This window comes from Streptomyces sp. BK79 (assembly GCF_044142145.1).
Classification (GTDB): Bacteria; Actinomycetota; Actinomycetes; order Streptomycetales; family Streptomycetaceae; genus Streptomyces.
Genome location: NZ_JBHVOC010000003.1, coordinates 286054 through 304711 on the forward strand (window position 1 = coordinate 286054; position 18658 = coordinate 304711).

The 18658-nt window shown below is 74.2% G+C and carries 14 protein-coding genes; 10 read left to right on the forward strand and 4 right to left on the reverse strand.

Annotated features, from left to right (window positions below):
* Window positions 1-46 precede the first annotated feature (46 nt).
* From ACFIF2_RS05095 to ACFIF2_RS05105, 3 genes are all read right to left on the reverse strand, one after another.
* A complete protein-coding gene (locus ACFIF2_RS05095) occupies window positions 47-445 on the reverse strand; it encodes a RidA family protein (RefSeq protein ID WP_395571263.1) in 399 nt (132 codons plus the stop codon).
* Between the two features lie 37 nt (window positions 446-482).
* On the reverse strand, window positions 483-2066 hold the full coding sequence (locus ACFIF2_RS05100; protein WP_395571264.1) for an alpha/beta hydrolase: 1584 nt from the start codon (window positions 2064-2066) through the stop codon (window positions 483-485).
* Between the two features lie 136 nt (window positions 2067-2202).
* Window positions 2203-3249 (reverse strand): Rv2578c family radical SAM protein, encoded by a 1047-nt coding sequence (locus tag ACFIF2_RS05105; RefSeq protein WP_395571265.1) that lies wholly within the window; start codon window positions 3247-3249, stop codon window positions 2203-2205.
* A gap of 160 nt (window positions 3250-3409) precedes the next feature.
* On the opposite strand from ACFIF2_RS05105, the gene ACFIF2_RS05110 reads away from it, so the two are divergent.
* The 10 genes from ACFIF2_RS05110 (at window position 3410) to ACFIF2_RS05155 (ending at window position 18201) form a co-directional block, all read left to right on the forward strand.
* The gene (locus tag ACFIF2_RS05110; RefSeq protein ID WP_395571266.1) at window positions 3410-3853 is read left to right on the forward strand and encodes an SRPBCC family protein; all 444 of its coding nucleotides are present in this window, start codon (window positions 3410-3412) and stop codon (window positions 3851-3853) included.
* A 224-nt stretch (window positions 3854-4077) separates the two neighbouring features.
* Window positions 4078-6477, forward strand: a complete 2400-nt coding sequence (locus tag ACFIF2_RS05115) for an MFS transporter (protein WP_395571267.1) — start codon at window positions 4078-4080, stop codon at window positions 6475-6477.
* Between the two features lie 197 nt (window positions 6478-6674).
* Window positions 6675-9173 carry a SpoIIE family protein phosphatase gene (locus ACFIF2_RS05120; RefSeq protein ID WP_395571268.1) on the forward strand — a complete coding sequence of 833 codons (2499 nt, stop codon included), beginning with the start codon at window positions 6675-6677 and terminating at the stop codon, window positions 9171-9173.
* A 144-nt stretch (window positions 9174-9317) separates the two neighbouring features.
* Window positions 9318-10043, forward strand: coding sequence for a methyltransferase domain-containing protein (locus tag ACFIF2_RS05125; RefSeq protein WP_395571269.1), 726 nt, complete (start codon window positions 9318-9320; stop codon window positions 10041-10043).
* 216 nt (window positions 10044-10259) lie between these two features.
* Entirely contained in the window at window positions 10260-11093 is an 834-nt protein-coding gene (locus tag ACFIF2_RS05130) for a M55 family metallopeptidase (protein WP_395571270.1), read from the forward strand.
* Window positions 11086-12411 (forward strand): M20/M25/M40 family metallo-hydrolase, encoded by a 1326-nt coding sequence (locus ACFIF2_RS05135; protein ID WP_395571271.1) that lies wholly within the window; start codon window positions 11086-11088, stop codon window positions 12409-12411. The genes ACFIF2_RS05130 and ACFIF2_RS05135 overlap by 8 nt, the downstream gene beginning before the upstream one ends.
* Window positions 12412-12456: 45 nt before the next feature.
* Window positions 12457-14421 (forward strand): prolyl oligopeptidase family serine peptidase, encoded by a 1965-nt coding sequence (locus tag ACFIF2_RS05140; RefSeq protein WP_395571273.1) that lies wholly within the window; start codon window positions 12457-12459, stop codon window positions 14419-14421.
* Window positions 14418-15368: an LD-carboxypeptidase gene (locus ACFIF2_RS05145; RefSeq protein WP_395571274.1), complete on the forward strand. Its 951-nt coding sequence runs from the start codon at window positions 14418-14420 to the stop codon at window positions 15366-15368. The genes ACFIF2_RS05140 and ACFIF2_RS05145 overlap by 4 nt, the downstream gene beginning before the upstream one ends.
* A 42-nt stretch (window positions 15369-15410) precedes the next feature.
* Window positions 15411-16007, forward strand: a complete 597-nt coding sequence (locus ACFIF2_RS05150; RefSeq protein WP_395571275.1) for a GNAT family N-acetyltransferase — start codon at window positions 15411-15413, stop codon at window positions 16005-16007.
* Window positions 16008-16125: 118 nt separating this feature from the next.
* Complete coding sequence (locus tag ACFIF2_RS05155) at window positions 16126-18201, forward strand: DUF5107 domain-containing protein (RefSeq protein ID WP_395571276.1); 2076 nt, start codon at window positions 16126-16128, stop codon at window positions 18199-18201.
* 28 nt (window positions 18202-18229) lie between these two features.
* Here the strand turns inward: ACFIF2_RS05155 and ACFIF2_RS05160 are convergent, their stop codons facing one another.
* Entirely contained in the window at window positions 18230-18577 is a 348-nt protein-coding gene (locus ACFIF2_RS05160; protein ID WP_395571277.1) for a VOC family protein, read from the reverse strand.
* Window positions 18578-18658 lie beyond the last annotated feature (81 nt).

Here is an 18658-nt window from a genome sequence, read left to right on the forward strand (position 1 = left end):
GAGGACGTACAACCCGTCGTCGGCGGTGCGTCGTTCGCCGTCCCGGTCACGGGGCGACGACCGCGAACGCCTCGATCTCCATGAGGAACTCCGGCCGCACCAGCCCCGCCACCCGCACCGCCGAGGCGGCCGGCAGCCGGTCGTCGGGTATGTGCTCGGCGCGGGCCGCGCGGACGGCGGGCAGGTGTGCCGTGTCCGTGACGAAGTAGGTCAGCTTGACCACGTCGTCGAAGGTCGCCCCGGCCGCCGCCAGGCACCGGCGCAGGTTCTCGAAGACCTGGCGGGCCTGGGCCCGGGCGTCGCCCTCGCCGACCACCGCGCCGTCCTCGTCCAGGGCGAGCTGGCCGGAGACGGCCACGAACCGCCCGGTGCCGAGGACGACATGGCTGTACTGGGCGGCGGGCGCGACGCCCTCGGGCGCCGTGATCCTGGTCAGCTCACTCATGCGTCCATGGTGGACCACGGCACCGACATCCCCGGGGCTACCCCCGGAAGCCGAGCAGTCCGTGCAGCGTGGAGCCACGCGAGGACGCCGACGCGGCCTTGGACTCCAGCGGCTCCGGGGCGGGCAGCGCCTGGCACGCCGCGTCCGCCTCGCCGGTGCCCTCGCCGCGCGGCACGGTGCCGTCCGTCAGGTACGCGGCCAGGTGCCGGTCCAGGCAGGCGTTGCCGCTCAGCGTGATGCCGTGGTTCCCGCCGCCCTCCTCGACCACCAGGCGGGAGCCGCGCAGTAGACGGTGCGTGGTGACGCCGCCCTCGTACGGGGTGGCCGCGTCGCCGGTCGCCTGGAACAGCAGGGCCGGCGGCAGCTCGCCGTTGGCGACGTCCACCGGCTGCCGCGAGCCCGTGGGCCAGAAGGCGCACGGCGCGTTGTACCAGGCGTTGTTCCACGCCATGAAGGGTGCCTTCTCGTACACGTCCCAGTTGTCGTCGCGCCACTCCTCCCAGTCGCGCGGCCAGGCGGCGTCACGGCACTGCACCGACGTGTAGACGCTGTAGCCGTTCTCGCCGGAGGCGTCCACGGCCCCGAAGTTCTCGTACGCCTCCACCAGCGGGCCGGTGTCCGCGTCGTTCACGTACGCGGCGAACGCCTCCGCCAGGTAGGGCCAGTAGCCGTTGTAGTAGCCGCCGGGCAGGAAGGTGTCCTCCAGCTCCGCGGCACCGACCTCGCCGCCGGCCGGCTTCGTCGCCAGCGCCGACCGCATGGCGTACCACGCCCTCTCGATCCGCTCCGGGTCGGTGCCCAGCCCGTACGTGGCGTCGTGTTCGGCGGTCCAGGCGAGGAAGGCCCGGTGGCGGTCGTTGAACACGTGGTCCTGGTTGAGGTTGGCCTCGTGCCAGACGGCGGTCGGATCGACGACGGAGTCCAGCACCAGGCGCCGCACCCGCTGCGGGTGGAGCCTGGCGTAGACGGCGCCCAGGTAGGTGCCGTACGAGTAGCCGAAGTAGTTGATCCGCTCCGCGCCGAGCGCCGCGCGGATCAGGTCCAGGTCCCGTGCGGTGCTGACGGTGTCGATGTACGGCAGCACGTCCGCGTACTTCTCGCCGCAGGCCCCGGCGAACGACTTCGCGCGCGCGAGGTTGGCCTCCTCGACGGCCGGGGCGGCGGGCAGGGAGTCGGGGCGCACCGGGTCGAAGTGGCCCGGCCGGCAGTTCAGGGCGGGCTCGCTCTTCCCCACCCCGCGCGGGTCGAAGCCGACGACGTCGTACTGGGCCGCGACCTCTTTCGGCAGTGAGGACGCGACGAACCCGGCGAGCGTCAGCCCGCTGCCGCCGGGCCCACCGGGGTTGACGAGCAGCGGCCCCTGGTACGACTCGGCGGTGTGCGGGACCCGGGACAGGGCGAGTGTGATCCGCTTCCCGTCGGGACGCGCGTGGTCGAGCGGCACCGTGAGCGAGGCGCACTGGAGCGTCGGGTAGTCGGCCGTCCCGCACTTCTTCCAGGCCGGTTTCGCGGCGTGCGGGACGTGCGCGGGTTGCGCCGCGCCCGCCTCGGCGGGGACGGCGGTGACGGTCCCCGCGGCGATGACGGCGGCGCCGCACAGCACGGCTGCGCGTTGTCTCATGGCGTCCTCCCAGGACGGAGAGGCTGCGGCCCGCGCGGGTCGCGGTCCTCGCCGCATCGTCCCGGGGTACGCCCCCGCAGGAACGCGATCGGTCCCTACGTGACCCGATTGCGTCGGCAGATGCCCTCGAACGCGCTCAGAGAAGCGAGAGCTGGACCGGCTCGGTCGCGGCGGTCCGGGCCGGCTTCGGCTGCCCGGCCTCCGGGGGCCGGCGCGGCGTCCCCGCGCGCGTGGGTCCGATGCCGTACTCCCGGGCCAGATCGTGCACCTGGCGCGTGATCCGGCGCTGGTACCACTTCGGGGCGTAGGCGCCCTCCGCGTACAGCCGCTCGTAGCGGCGCACCAGGTGCGGGTGGTGCTGCCCGAGCCAGGCCATGAACCACTCCCGGGCGCCCGGCCGCAGATGCAGCACCAGCGGCGTCACCGACGTGGCGCCGGCGGCGGCGATCGCCCGTACCGTCGCGCGCAGTTGGGCCGGCTCGTCCCCGAGGAACGGGATGACCGGCGCCATCAGCACCCCGCAGCCGATGCCGTGCTCGCCGAGGGTCCTGACGACCTCCAGGCGGCGCTCCGGCGCGGGTGTCCCCGGCTCCACGGTCCGCCACAGCTCGGCGTCGGTGAAGCCGACCGAGACCGAGATGCCCACGTCCGTCACCCGCGCCGCCCGCGTCAGCAGGTCCAGGTCGCGCAGGATCAGCGTGCCCTTGGTCAGGATCGAGAACGGGTTCGCCCGCTCGGTGAGGGCCTCGATGATGCCCGGCATCAGCCGGTAGCGCCCCTCCGCGCGCTGGTAGCAGTCGACGTTGGTGCCCATCGCGACGTGCTCGCCCTGCCAGCGCCGCGAGGCCAGCTGGCGGCGCAGCAGCTCCGGAGCGTTCACCTTGACGACGATCTGGGAGTCGAAGCCGAGCCCCGTGTCGAGGTCCAGGTAGCTGTGCGTCTTGCGCGCGAAGCAGTACACGCACGCGTGCGTGCAGCCCCGGTACGGGTTGACGGTCCACTCGAACGGCATGCGCGAGGCGCCCGGCACCCGGTTGAGGATCGAGCGGGCCCGCACCTCGTGGAAGGTGATGCCCCGGAACTCGGGCATGTCGAACGTGCGGGTGGTGACCGCGTCCGCGCCGAACAGCGCGGGGTCGGCGGCCCGGGCGTGGTCGGAGTCCGTGAGGTTCTCCCAGCGCATGGCGCCTCCTCGGTAGTGCTGCTCCGCCACAATAGAACACTTGTTCCCTTGATCGTGCGGATGCGCCGCGCGGGACCGCTTCGCGCCCCCCGATTTGGTGGCCGGGCGGCGGGGTGGTTGGCTTGCCCCGACCCCGAGAACCAGGCCCTGGAGGAACCCGATGGCGCAGGTCGAGGCGACGACTGAGCGGATCGTCGCAGCGGACGCGGAGACGGTGTTCGACACCCTCGCCGACTACAGCGGCACCCGCGAGAAGCTGCTGCCCGAGCACTTCAGCGAGTACGAGGTCCGCGAGGGCGGTGACGGCGAGGGCACCCTCGTGCACTGGAAGCTCCAGGCCACCAGCAAGCGCGTGCGGGACTGCCTGCTGGAGGTCACCGAGCCGACCGACGGCGAGCTGGTCGAGAAGGACCGCAACTCCTCCATGGTCACCACCTGGCGGGTCACGCCGGCCGGTGAGGGCAAGTCCCGCGTGGTGGTCGTCACCGTCTGGCAGGGGGCCGGCGGCATCGGGGGCTTCTTCGAGAAGACCTTCGCGCCCAAGGGGCTCGCCCGGATCTACGACGCGATGCTCGCCAAGCTCGCCGCCGAGGTCGAGAAGTAGCCACGCGTTCACCGAAGGGCGCCCTTCTCGTACCGAAGGGCGCCTTTCGCGCATCGAAGGGCGCCTTTCACGCACCAAAAGGCATGCCCTGGACGGTTGTTGGCCGCCTCACCGGTTCGAGTGATCTCCGCGTGAACCGGTCGTGATTCCGTAACTCGCCGGACTTGTTCGCAGTTGTCGCCTCAGGCGGCATTTGTGAGCAGGTGTGACGAGGGGAGCGGAACATGGGCGGGATCACTCTGGTGAAGGACGAACCGGTCACCGCACCCCCGACGCCTCCCGAGCCCCCCGAACCCGGGCCTGAGCCCGGAGCCGGGCTGAGCCCGCGCCGGGTGCGGCTGGTCTTCGTCGGACTGATGCTGGCGCTGCTGCTCGCCGCGCTGGAGCAGATGATCGTCGCCACCGCGCTGCCGAAGATCGTCGGCGAGCTGCACGGCCTCGACAAGATGTCCTGGGCGATCACCGCCTACCTGCTCACCTCCACCGTCGGCCTGCCCATCTACGGCAAGCTCGGCGACCTCTTCGGGCGCAAGGGCGTCTTCCAGTTCGCCATCCTGGTGTTCATCGTCGGCTCGGCACTCGCCGGCCGGGCGCAGACCATGGACCAGCTCATCGCCTTCCGCGCCGTGCAGGGCGTCGGCGCGGGCGGCCTGATGATCGGCGTGCAGGCGATCATCGCGGACATCGTGCCGCCGCGCGAACGCGGCCGGTTCATGGGCCTGATCGGCGCCGCCTTCGGACTCGCCTCCGTCGCCGGACCCCTGCTGGGCGGCTACTTCACCGACCACCTCTCCTGGCGCTGGTGCTTCTACATCAACGTGCCCTTCGGCCTGGTCACCATGGCCGTCGTCGCCGTCGTCCTGAAGCTCCCCAAGCCGACGGCCAAGCCCCGCCTCGACATCCTGGGCGCGCTGCTGCTCGCCGCCGCCTCCACCTGCCTGGTGCTGCTCACCAGCTGGGGCGGCACCGAGTACGCGTGGGGCTCGCGGGTCATCCTCGGTCTCGCCGCGGGAGCGGTCGCGGCCACCGTCCTCTTCCTGGTCGCCGAGCACTTCGCGCCCGAACCGCTGATCCCGCTGCGGCTGTTCCGCGACTCCGTCTTCAACGTCACCGGCCTGGTCGGCCTCGTCATCGGCGTCGCCCTCTTCGGCGCCGCCAGCTACCTGCCGACCTTCCTGCAGATGGTCGACGGCGCCACCGCCACCGAGTCCGGTCTGCTGATGCTGCCGATGATGGGCGGCATCGTCGGCGCCTCGATCATCTCCGGACAACTCATCACCCGCACCGGGCACTACCGGTCCCACCCGATCCTCGGCAGCGCCCTGTCCGTCGTCGGCATGTGGCTGCTGTCCCGGCTCGACGCCGACACGCCCCGGCTGCACTACAGCGTCTGGATGGCCGTCCTCGGCGCCGGCATCGGCATGGTGATGCCCGTCCTGGTGCTCGCCGTGCAGAACTCCGTGCGCCCCGCCGACCTGGGCACCGCCACCAGCGCCAACAACTACTTCCGGCAGATCGGCGGCAGCGTCGGAGCCGCCGTCTTCGGCACCCTCTTCGCCGACCGGCTCACCGACGCGCTGGCCGACCGGCTCCCCGCCGAGGCCGGCGCCGGGCTGCCCGACGCCGAGGCCATCAGCCCCCAGCTCGTCCACTCCCTGCCCCCGGCGCTGCGCGACGCCTACATCGACGCCTACGCCGACGCCATGCCGCGGATCTTCCTGTACCTGGTGCCGGTGCTCGTCCTCGGGCTGCTCATCGCCCTCTTCCTCAAGGAGAAACCCCTGGTGTCCCACAACGCCCCCGTCACCGACCCGGCGACCGCGCACCCCGTCGCCGCGGTCCCGCCGGCACGGTCGCCCCACACCGCCGGGATCGCGGTCTGCGGCACCGTGCAGCACCCCGACGGCACCGTCGTACCCCGCGCGGCGCTCACCCTCATCGACGTCGCCGGGCAGCAGATCGGCCGGGGCGCCAGCGGCGACGACGGACGGTACGCGCTGGCCACGCCCGGCGCGGGGTCGTACGTCCTGATCGCCGCGGCCGGCGGTCACCAGCCCCAGGCGGTCTCCGTCACCGTCGGCGAGCGTCCCGTCGAGCTGGACGTCGTCCTCGGTGGCGCCGGGCGCCTGGCCGGCAGCGTGCTCACCGCCGACGGCAGCCCCGTGCGCGACGCGACCGTCACGCTCACCAACGTCCACGGCGAGGTCGTCGCCACCACGCGCAGCGGCCGCGAGGGCGGCTACGTCATCACCGAGCTGGTGGCCGGCGAGTACACCCTCGCCGGCAGCGCCCCCGCCTTCCGCCCGGCCGCGCTGCCCGTCACCGTCCAGGCCGCCCGGGAGACCCGCCAGGACGTGGAACTGGCCGGCGGCGCCGTGCTGCGCGGCACGGTGCGGGCCGGCGGCGGACGGGCCGTGGAGGACGCGCGCGTCACCCTGCTCGACGCGGCGGGCAACGTGGTGGACACGCTGACCACCGGCCCGGACGGCACCTTCCGGTTCGTCGACCTGTCGTCCGGCGAGTACACCGTCATCGCCGCCGGCTACCCGCCCGTCGCCACCGTGCTCCAGGTGGCCGGCGGCGGCCGCACGGAGCGGGACCTCCAGCTCGGGCACGAGGACTGAGGCTCGAGGCCCGAGACACGAGGCCGAGGCCCGAGACACGAGGAGCGAGAGGCGAACACACCGGCGCGCGGACGCGCGCCGGTGTGTTCGCGCGCCACCGATTCCGCCGTTGCCGCACATGGTCACCATCGGCCCCCGTACGGTGGTGACGGTGACACAGATCTCGGGGAGCCGTGGGGGAGAGAGGGCCTGACGCCATGGACCATGGCACCGAGCGGGACACACCAGCCGGCCCGGGAGGCGGACCCGGCGTGGCGCGCGGGGCGTCCGTGGCGGGCCGGGTCCCGCTGGCCGTGGTCGTGGTGGACCGCGACGGTCTGGTCTCCCACTGGAGCCGGGGCGCGCGAAGACTGTTCGCCCTGCCCAAGGAGGAGGCGATCGGCCGGCCCGCCCCCGACCTGCTGCCCGTCTCGGGCGTGCTCCCCGAGGACGGCCCCGGCGACCCCGCCGCACCCCGCTCCCACGCCGCCCACGACGACCTGGGCCCCCGTCTGGAGTCCTCCCTCGACGGACGGCTGTCCTACCCGGCGGCGGGCCGCGCCCGCCTCACCGTGCCGGGCGACGACCGCGTCGACGTGCTGTGGTGGGCCTACCCGCTGGTGGGACCCGGCCCGGAACGGCTGCTCGTGCTCGCCGCCGACGCGGAGGGACTGCGGCGGGACCACACCGACCCGAGCGCGGAGCAGACCGGCGTCGAGCGGATCGCGCCCGCCTTCGCCCTGCACACCGACTTCCCCGGAGCCGAGGAACTCGCCCGCCGCCTCCCCGAGATCCTGCCCAGCATGAGCGTCGGCGAGAGCGCCCGCATCGCCTCCCAGGTCCTCGAACTGGGGTATCCGGTGCTGGAGTTCAGCCAGAACGACCGGGTACCCGTCACCCCCGACTGGGGCGTGCCCCGGCGCGCCGCACGCCGCGCGCGCCGCGAGCGGGCAGCCCGGGCACTCGCGGCGGGCGAGCCGGTGCCGGACGACCTCCGGGACGAAGCCGAGGACCTGGAGTACGCCGCCGTCCGCGAACGCCTGGAGTTCCTCAACGAGGTCAGCGGACGGATCGGCACCTCCCTCGACCTCTCGCGGACCGTCGTGGAGGTCAGCAAGGCGGTCGTGCCCCGCTTCACCGACGTCGCCGGCACCTACCTGCGCGAGCAGGTCGTGGCCGGCGAGGGGTTCCCCGACGGCGTGCCGGACACGACGACCCTGTGGCACCGGGTGGCGGTGGAGCACACCGACGAACCCGGCCGCTGGGACGACGTCGTCCCGGTCGGCGAGGCCATGCCGTTCCCGGCGCACACCCCGTTCTTCCAGTGCATGACCACCGGTGAACCCGTCCTCGTGCCCCGCATCAGCGAGGAGATGGGCCACGCCATCGCCTCCCAGTTCGAGAAGCGGGACATCCGGCCGCTCATCACCGGCCGCTCGATGCTGGTGGTGCCGCTCAAGGCGCGCACCGTCGTCCTCGGCTTCATGATCCTGCTCCGGCATCCGGAGCGCCCCGTCTTCAACGACATGGACCGCGTCACCGGTGCCGAACTCGCCGCCCGCGCGGGCCTCGTGCTCGACAACGCGCGCATGTACACGCACCAGGAGAACGTCGCCGAGACGCTCCAGGACAGCATGCTCCCGCGGATCCCCGCGCGCATGGCCGGCTGCGACATCGCCACCCGCTACCTGCCCGGCACCCTGCTCGGCCGCGTCGGCGGCGACTGGTTCGACGCGGTCGAGCTGCCCGGCGCCCGCACCGCCCTCGTCGTCGGCGACGTCATGGGCCACGGTCTCAACTCCGCCGCCATGATGGGCCAGTTGCGCACCGCCGTGCAGACCATGGCCGGCCTCGACCTGCCGCCCGCCCAGCTCCTGCGCAACCTCGACGACCTCGCCCAGCGACTCGGCGACACCCACCTGGCGACCTGCCTGTACGCCGTCTACGACCCCGTCGCCGGCGCGCTGCACCTCGCCAACGCCGGCCACATCCCGCCCGTCCTGGTCCGTGTCCACGACGGCGGCAGCGAGCTGATCGACCTGCCCACGGGGGCGCCGATCGGCGTGGGCGGGGTGCCCTTCGAGGCGGTACGGGTGCCGGTGGCGCCCGGCGACCGGCTGGTGATGTGCACCGACGGCCTGGTGGAGGTGCGCGGCGAGGACATCGGCGTCGGGCTCGCGACGCTGTGCGCGTCCGCCGCCCACCCGGCCGCGTCGATGGACGACGCGTGCGACACGATCATCCGCGCGCTGGGCACACGCGGGGGCCGCAAGGACGACGTGGCGCTGCTGATGGCCCGGCTCAACGGCATCGAGTCCGACGCCGTGGCCGAATGGCGGCTCGCCCGCGACCCGGCCGAGGTGGGCCGGGCCCGGGCGGTGGTCCGGGAGCAACTCCACGACTGGGACCTGCCGCGACTGGTCCACCCCGCCGAACTGATGGTCAGCGAACTCGTCACCAACGCCGTACGGCACGCCCGCGCCCGTCCCGTCGTCCTGCGCCTGGTGCGCGCCGGCACCCTGCTGTGCGAGGTGGACGACGACGACCACGAGCTTCCGGCGCTGCGCGGCGCCGGCCCCGACGACGAGGCCGGGCGCGGGCTGCGGGTGGTCAGCACCCTCGCCCGCGCATGGGGCGCGAGCCGCACGAGGACGGGCAAGACCGTCTGGTTCGAACTGACGCTGCCGCCCCGGCACCGCCCGCGGACGCGGGGGTAGCCCCGGCGCACGGCCGCGTCCGCCCGGCGCGAACGACCGGTGAAGGTATGCGCCGGGTGCTTGTGGCCGTGCGCCCCGCGCGGTACACCGTACGGGCCCGTCACCGCCGACGGGTCGTACGTCGTCGCACCTGGGGAGACGCGCATGAGCGTGACGAGTCGGTACCGCAACGCCTGGGAAGGCTTCTGGAGCGAGGCGCCCGAGGGGCAGGGGGCGGTGTTCTGGGACGCGGAGCCGACGCTGACCGCCGGCCGCCACCTGGCCCACTTCGAGCCGCACCTGACCCACCCCGCCCTGCCGTTGATCGACCTGGGCTGCGGCAACGGCACCCAGACCCGCTACTTCGCCGACCGCTTCCCGCACGTCGTGGGCGCCGACCTGTCCGCCGCCGCACTCGACCGCGCCCGCCGCGCCGACCCCGCCGGCCAGGCGGCCTACCGGCAACTGGACGCCGCCGACAAGGCCGAGGCGGAGGCGCTGCACGCGGAGCTGGGCGACGCCAACGTCTATGTGCGCGGCGTCCTGCACCAGTGCGAGCCCGACGACCGGCAGCCCCTCGCCGACGCCCTCGCGGCGCTGCTCGGCGAACGCGGCCGCGCGTTCCTGGTGGAGCCCTCCCCGGCGGCCAAGACGCTCCTGATGGGCCTGGCCCAGGGGCCCGAGGGGCCGCCCGCCAAGCTCGCCCCGGTCCTGCGGCACGGACTGACCCCCGGTGAAGTCCCCGACGAGGCGGTACTGGAACACCTGCGCGCCGCCGGGCTCACCGTCCTGGCCGACGGGGAGATGCCCCTCGTCAGCACGGAGTACACCGCGGAGGGCACACGGATCGAGCTGCCGTCGAGGTGGGTGGTGGCGGGAAGGGCGGCCTGACGGGCGGCCGGCGCCGGGGGCGGGGCCGGGGCGGGGGCGGGGGCGGGGGCGCCTCACGCGACCGCGGCGCCCGGCCGCCCCGCAGGCACGCCGTGGTGCCGGAACAGCGGATCGACGCCGGTGGTAGACCATCGAGGTGGAACCAGTGGTCTGGACCAGCGGTAGTTATCCACAGCCCTGGCCGAGGCGGCCGGGCAGCGCGTACGGTTTCGCTCCATGAAGATCCTCATCAGCGCCGACATGGAGGGCGCCACCGGTGTCACCTGGCCGGCCGACGTGCTGCCGGGGACGCCGCAGTGGGAGCGGTGCCGGTCGATGTTCACCTCGGACGTGAACGCGGCGGTGCAGGGCTTCCTGGACGGCGGCGCCGACGAGGTACTCGTCAACGAGGCCCACTGGACCATGCGCAACCTGCTCCTGGAGCGGCTCGACGAGCGGACGCAGATGCTCACCGGCCGGCACAAGGCGCTGTCCATGGTGGAGGGCGTCCAGCACGGGGACGTGGACGGCATCGCGTTCATCGGGTACCACGCGGGCGCCGGCATGGAGGGCGTCCTCGCCCACACCTACCTCGCCAACCAGATCACCGGCGTCTGGCTGAACGACGTGCGGGCCAGTGAGGGCCTGCTGAACGCGCACGTCGTCGCCGAGTACGGGGTGCCGGTCGTGCTGGTCACCGGCGACGACGTGGCCTGCGAGGACGCGCTCGGATACGCGCCCGGGGCGCTGAAGGTCGCCGTCAAGGACCACGTGTCGCGGTACGCGGCCGTCTGCCGTACGCCGGCCAGGACCGCCGCCGACATCCGCGCGGCGGCCAAGGAGGCGGCGGCGCTCGCCGTGCGGCACGAGCCGGTGGACGGCGGCCCGTTCACCGTCGCCGTGGAGTTCGACGCCGAACACCTGGCGGCGGCCTCGACCGTGGTGCCCGGGGTGGCCCGCGTCGGCGAGCGCAAGGTCGCCTACACGCACGACACCATGTTCGAGGCGATCCGGACCTTCAAGGCGGTCACCACGATCGCCTCCGCAGCGGTGGAGGAGCAGTATGGCTGAGCAGCGGCCCCAGGAGACCGGCGCGCAGGCGCTCGACGAGGTCGTCCGGTTCACCTCCGAGCTGATCCGGATCGACACGACCAACCGGGGCGGCGGCGACTGCCGCGAGCGCCCGGCCGCCGAGTACGCCGCCGCGCGGCTCGCCGAGGCCGGGATCGAGCCCACGCTCCTGGAGCGGACCGAGGGCCGCACCAACGTCGTCGCCCGGATCGAGGGCACCGACCCGTCGGCCGACGCGCTGCTCGTGCACGGACACCTGGACGTCGTGCCCGCCGAGGCAGCCGACTGGAGCGTCCACCCGTTCTCCGGCGAGATCCGCGACGGCGTCGTCTGGGGGCGCGGGGCCGTCGACATGAAGAACATGGACGCGATGATCCTGGCCGTCGTGCGCGACTGGGCCCGGCAGGGGGTGCGGCCCCGGCGGGACGTCGTGATCGCGTTCACGGCGGACGAGGAGGCCAGCGCCGAGGACGGTTCCGGATTCCTCGCCGACCGGCACGCCGCGCTGTTCGAGGGCTGCACGGAAGGCGTCAGCGAGTCGGGCGCGTTCACCTTCCACGACGGCGCCGGCCGGCAGTTCTACCCGATCGCCGCCGGCGAGCGCGGGACGGCCTGGCTGAAGCTCACCGCGCGCGGGCGGGCCGGACACGGGTCCAAGGTGAACGCGGAGAACGCGGTCACCCGGCTCGCCGCGGCGATCACCCGCATCGGCGACCACACCTGGCCGCTGCGCCTGACCCCGACGGTCCGCGCCGCCCTGAGCGAACTCGCCGCCGTCTACGGCATCGAGACCGACCTGCGCGACGTCGACGCGCTGCTGGACAAGCTCGGGCCCGCCGCGAAGCTGGTCGAGGCCACCGTCCGCAACAGCAGCAACCCGACCATGCTGGACGCCGGCTACAAGGTCAACGTCATCCCCGGGGAGGCCGTCGCCCACGTCGACGGGCGCTTCCTGCCCGGCTGCGAGGACGAGTTCCGCGGCACCCTCGACCGGCTCACCGGGCCGGACGTGGACTGGGAGTTCGCCCACCGCGAGGTCGCCCTCCAGGCGCCGGTGGACTCGCCGACGTACGCCCGGATGCGCGCCGCCGTCGAGGAGTTCGCCCCCGAGGGGCACGTGGTGCCGTACTGCATGTCCGGCGGCACGGACGCCAAGCAGTTCTCGCGGCTCGGCATCACCGGCTACGGGTTCGCGCCGCTGAAACTGCCCGAGGGCTTCGACTACCAGGCCCTCTTCCACGGCGTCGACGAACGCGTCCCCGTCGAGGCGCTGCACTTCGGCGTCCGCGTCCTCGACCGCTTCCTGCGCACGGCCTGACGGACAACCCGAGGGCGAACCCGACAAGGATCTGGAGGAGAGCACGTGGGGGAGTCAGTGCGGACGCGGGCGTACGGGTCGTGGCCCTCGCCGATCGACGCGGCCCTCGCCGCCGCGCACGACGGGCGGCCCGAGGACGTGGGCTTCGTCGGCGACGAGGTGTGGTGGACCGCGCCCCGGCCCGCCGAGGGCGGCCGGCGCACGCTGGTGCGGCGGCGCCCCGACGGCACCGAGGAGCCGGTGCTGCCCGAGCCGTGGAACGTGCGCAGCCGCGTCCTGGAGTACGGCGGCCGCCCCTGGACCGCGCGCGTGACCGACGCCGGGCCGCTGCTGGTCTTCGTGAACTTCGCCGACCAGCGGCTGTACGCCCGCGAGCCCGGCGGCGAGCCCCGACCGCTGACGCCCCTCTCCCCGGTGGGCGGCGGCCTGCGCTGGGCCGAGCCCGACCTGCGGGCCGAGCGCGGCGAGGTGTGGTGCGTCCTGGAGGAGTTCACCGGTGACGGGCCCACCGACGTGCGCCGGGTCCCGGTGGCGGTGCCGCTGGACGGCTCGGCGGCCGACGACCGCGACGCGGTGCGCGAACTCACCGGCGAGCGGCACCGGTTCGTCACCGGGCCCCGTGTCTCGCCCGACGGCCGGCGCGCGGCCTGGCTCGCCTGGGACCACCCGCGCATGCCGTGGGACGGCACCGAGCTGGTCGTCGCCGAGATCGGCGCCGAGGGCACGTTCCTGGACGCCCGGACCGTCGGCGGAGGGCCTGAGGAGTCCATCGCCCAGGTGGACTGGGCCCCGGACGGCTCCCTGCTGTACGCCTCCGACCGCACCGGCTGGTGGAACCTCTACCGCGACGGCACCCCCCTGTGCGCCCGCGAGGAGGAGTTCGGCGGGCCGCTGTGGAAGCTCGGTCAGCGCTGGTTCGCCCCGCTGGACAACGGCCTGATCGCCGTCGTGCACGGCCGCGGCGCCACCGCCCTCGGCATACTCGACCCCGAGACCGGTGACGTCGTCGACGCGGCCGGCCCTTGGACCGAGTACGTGAGCACCCTCGCCGCCCACGGCGAGCGTGTGGTGGCCGTCGGCGCGAGCCCGCGCAGCTCCTGCGAGGTGCTCGAACTGGATGCCCGTACCGGCCGCACCCGTGTGATCGGCGCGCCCCACGTCGACGCCGTGGACCCGGCGTACTACCCCGAGCCGCTCAGCCGCGTCTTCACCGGTCCGGACGGGCGCGAGATCCACGCCCACGTCCACCCGCCACGCCACCCCGGCTGCCGCGCGCCGGACGGCGAGCTGCCGCCGTACGTGATCTGGGCGCACGGCGGCCCCACCAGCCGCTCGCCCCTGGTGCTGGACCTGGAGATCGCCTACTTCACCTCGCGCGGCATCGGCGTCGCCGAGGTGAACTACGGCGGCTCCACCGGCTACGGGCGCGCATACAGGGACCGGCTGCGCGAGCAGTGGGGAGTCGTCGACGTCGAGGACTGCGCCGCCGTCGCCCTGGCCCTGGCCGACGAGGGCACCGCGGACCGGGCGCGGCTCGCCGTGCGCGGCGGCAGCGCGGGCGGCTGGACGGCCGCCGCCTCGCTGGCCACGACCGACGTGTACGCCTGCGGCACCATCATCTACCCCGTGCTCGACCTGACCGGATGGGCGTCGGGCGGAACCCACGACTTCGAGTCGCAGTACCTGGAGAGCCTCATCGGCCCGTACGCCGAGGTGCCCGACCGGTACGCCGAGCGGTCGCCCGCCGAGCACGCCGACCGGGTCACCGCGCCGTTCCTGCTGCTCCAGGGGCTGGACGACGTGATCTGCCCGCCCGCGCAGTGCGAGCGGTTCCTCGCCCGCGCGGCGGGCCGGGGCGTCCCGCACGCCTACCTCACCTTCGAGGGCGAGGGCCACGGCTTCCGCCGGGCGGAGACGATGGTGCGCGCCCTGGAGGCCGAACTCTCCCTCTACGCGCAGGTCTTCGGGCTGCACCCGCCCGGCGTGCCGACCCTGGAGCTGACGAAGTGAGCACAACCGGGGAGCCCGGCGAGGTACGGGAACTGACACGGCCGGTCCGGCTCGCCCCCGGCGCCCGGGTGGCCGTCGTGGCGCCCAGCGGGCCCGTGCCCGAGGAGCGGCTCCAGGCGGGCCTGGACGTGCTGCGCGGCTGGGACCTCGACCCGGTCGTCGCCCCGCACGTCCTGGACCGGCACCCCGCCTTCGACTACCTCGCGGGCACCGACGCCGACCGGGCCGCCGACCTGCAGGCCGCCTGGTGCGACCCGGCCGTGGACGCGGTGCTGTGCGCCCGCGGCGGGTACGGCGCCCAGCGCGTGACCGACCTGCTCGACTGGCCGGCCATGCGGGCGGCCGGACCCAAGGTCCTCGTGGGCTTCAGCGACATCACCGCGCTGCACGAGGCGTTCGCCACCCGGCTGGGCCTGGTCACCCTGCACGGACCGATGGCGGCGGGCATCGACTTCCTCAAGAACGCGCGGGCACAGGAGCACCTCAGAGCCACCCTGTTCGCCCCGGAGACCGTCCGCGTGATCGCCTCCGGCGGCACCCCCCTGGTCCCCGGCCGGGCGCGGGGCGTCACCCTCGGCGGCTGCCTCTCCCTGCTCGCCGCCGAACTGGGCACCCGGTACGCCCGGCCCTCCGCGCGGGGCGGACTGCTGTGCCTGGAGGACGTGGGGGAGGAGACCTACCGGCTGGACCGGTACCTCACCCAGTTGCTGCGGGCCGGCTGGCTCGACGGGGTCGGCGGGGTGCTGCTCGGTTCGTGGGACCGTTGCGACCCCGCCGAGCGGCTGCGCCCGATGCTGGCCGACCGGCTCGGCGGACTCGGGGTCCCGGTCGTCGAGGACTTCGGGTTCGGGCACTGCGAGGGGGCCCTGACCGTCCCGTTCGGCGTGCCGGCGCGGCTCGACGCGGACGCGGGCACCCTGACCCTGGACCGGCCGGCGCTGCGCTGACGACGCCCCGCGCGCGGCGGTGCGGCGTCGTAGGCTGGCGCCATGCCGCACATCCCGACCCGACACCTCGCCGAGGGCCCTCGCGTGGGCATACGTCACTTCACCCTGGAGGACGGCGCCGAGTTCACCGCCCGCGCCCGGGAGAGCAAGGACCTGCACCATCCGTGGCTCTTCCCGCCGGACAGCCTCCGGGCCTACGAGGCGTACGCGGCCCGCCTGATCGAGGACCCATCCAAGGCCGGCTTCCTGGTCTGCGAGAAGCACGCGGGCGGGGCGGGTGGCGGCGGGGAGCACGCGGGCGGGGCGGGTGGCGGAGCCATCGCCGGGTTCGTCAACATCAACAACATCGTCCAGGGCGCCTTCCTCAGCGGCGCCCTCGGCTACGGCGCCTTCGCTCACGCGGCGGGACGCGGGCTGATGCGCGAAGGGCTGGACCTCGTCGTGCGGTACGCCTTCGGGCCGATGCGGCTGCACCGGCTGGAGATCAACGTGCAGCCGGGCAACGCCGCTTCCATCGCGCTGGCCCGCGCCTGCGGCTTCCACCTGGAGGGCTTCTCACCGCGGATGCTCTACATCGACGGCGCCTGGCGCGACCACCAGCGCTGGGCGATCACCGCCGAGAGCGTGACGTCCGGCTGACCTCCCCTGCCCGGGTCCGTCGCCGTCCGCCGCGCCGCTCCCCAGAACCGGACATGAGCCACCTCGCCGCGAACGTGACCGACGGAGCCCCTGTTCACGGCACCGGAGAGCGGCTTCCATGGGCAGCGTGACGACGATCCGACGTGAGGTACTGACCCTGCCCGCCGCGCCCCTGGGGCCGGACAACCCGCTGCCGCCCCTGCGCCCCCTGGGCGAGGCCCACCGCGTCGACGCGCGCGACCGGGCCGGCCTGCCGCGCGACATGGCCCGCCAGGTCGGTTACGAGCCGCTGCGCAGCCTGCTGCCGGTGCGGGTCCGCGACGGCTACGACCGGGTGCGCGAGCCGCGTGAGGTCGAGGCCCTCGTGATCGAGAACGACCGGCTGCGGGTCACCGTGCTGCCCGGCCTCGGCGGCCGCGTCGCCTCCCTCCACCACAAGCCGACGGACCGGGAACTCCTCTACGCCAACCCCGTGCTCCAGCCCGCCAACTTCGCCCTGAACGGCGCCTGGTTCTCGGGCGGCATCGAATGGAACATCGGCGCGACCGGCCACACCACCCTCTCCTGCTCACCGGTGCACGCCGCCCGCGTACCCGCCCCCGACGGCCGGGGGCACCTCCCGGGCCCTTCGGGCAGTGGGGGAGAGATGCTCCGCCTGTGGGAGTGGGAGCGGCTGCGCGACCTGCCCTTCCAGGTCGACCTGTGGCTGCCGGAGGGCTCCGACTTCCTGTACGTCGGCGTCCGGATCCGCAACCCGCACGAGCGCCCGGTGCCGACGTACTGGTGGTCCAACACCGCCGTGCCCGAGGAGCGTCGCGTCCTCGCCCCGGCCGACGAGGCCTGGCTCTTCGGCTACGAGCGGCGACTGCGCCGCGTGCCCGTCCCGTCGTACGACGGAGCCGACCGGACGTACCCGCTCAACAGCACGTACCCAGCCGACTACTTCTACGAGGTGCCCGACGGCCGGCGCCGCTGGATCGCCGCCCTCGACGAGCACGGCCACGGGCTGGCGCAGACCTCCACCGACGCCCTGCGCGGCCGCAAGCTGTTCGTGTGGGGCACGGGACCCGGCGGACGCCGCTGGCAGGAGTGGCTCACCGAGCCCGGCACCGGCGGCTACTGCGAGATCCAGGCCGGGCTCGCCCGCACCCAGCTGGAGCACGTCGAGCTGGCGGCGGAGGGCGAGGTGTCGTGGCTGGAGGCGTACGGACCGCTCGACGCGACACCCGACGGCGCGTGGCACACCGTACTGCGCGAAGCCGAGGACCGGCTGGAGGAGGTCCTGCCGCGCGCCGGCGTCGAAGCGGCGTACCGCGCCTGGCAGTCCTACGCCGACGCCGAACCCGGGGAGCGTCTCGCCACCGGGTCGGGCTGGGGCGCGCTCGAAGTGCTGCGCGCGGACTGGAAGCTGCCCGGCACGCCCTTCGAGGAGGACACCCTCGGTGACGCGCAGCGGCCCTGGCTGCACCTGCTGCGCACGGGCTCCCTGCCCGGCCCCGAGCACCACGCGCCGCCCGGAGACACGCTGGTCGCCCGGCCCTGGCGGGACATGCTGGAGACCACGGCCGCCACCCCGGACGCCGAGTACCACCTCGGCGTCGCCCAGTGGCACGGCGACGACCGGGCGCAGGCGGTGCGCAGTTGGGAGCGCGGGCTCCAGACGGCCGCCGTACGCTGGCCGCTGCTGCGCTGCCTCGCCGTCGCCGACCAGGAGGACGGCCACCACGAGCGGGCCGCCGACCGGTACGCCGAGGCCTTCGACGACCTGTGCGAGCGGCTGCGCGAGCAGCGGGGCGGGGGAGGAGAAGGGACGGGGACGGGCTCCCGCGCCGACGGCACGGCCGAGGACACGGCCGGCGACACCGTCGACGACACGCGGTGGACGGCCGTCGCCGCCGCGCTCGGCCGCGAGGCGATCGAGGCGCTGCTCGCGGTGTCCCGCACGGCGGACGCCCGGTCCGTGTGGGAGCGGCTGCACCCCGCGACCCGGGCCCGCGGCCGGTTCCGGCTGATCGAGGCGGAGCTGCTGGCCGCCGAGGGCCGGCGCGAGGAGGCGCGGGCCGTGTTCGACGAGGGCTTCGAGGTCGCCGACCTGCGGGAGGGCGCGGAGAGCATCGGCCGGCTGTGGTCCCGGCTCGGCGACGAACCGCTCCCGGCCCGGCACGACTTCCGGATGCGGCCGGACGGGGGGTGAGCCCGCCCGGCCCCGGGCCTCCCGTCCGCTATCCCCGCCGGTCCACGTACTCGTAGATCGCACCGTCCGGATGACGGGCGATCAGGTTGCGGCCGGCGGGTGTCGGGACCGGGCCGGCGATGACGTCCCCGCCCAGCGAGGTGAGGACGCGCTCGGTCTCCTCGACGTCCGTCACGGCGATCGTCGCCGCCACCTTGCGCAACACCTCGAGCTGGGACTCGGGTCCGCTCATCAGCAGGAAGCAGCCGACGGCGGCGACCTGCACGCCGCCGCGTTCGAAGCGGAGGGCCGGGGCACCGGCCAGACCCTCGTAGAAGGGGATCGCCTTGTCCAGGTCGTCGACGTACACGCGCAGTGTGGCTCCCAGAATGTCCATGCGGACGAGCCTAGTTGGCCGTGACGGGCCCGGGCCCGCCGTCCCGCCCATGGACGGCGCGCTCGCGGGTACCCGCAACCC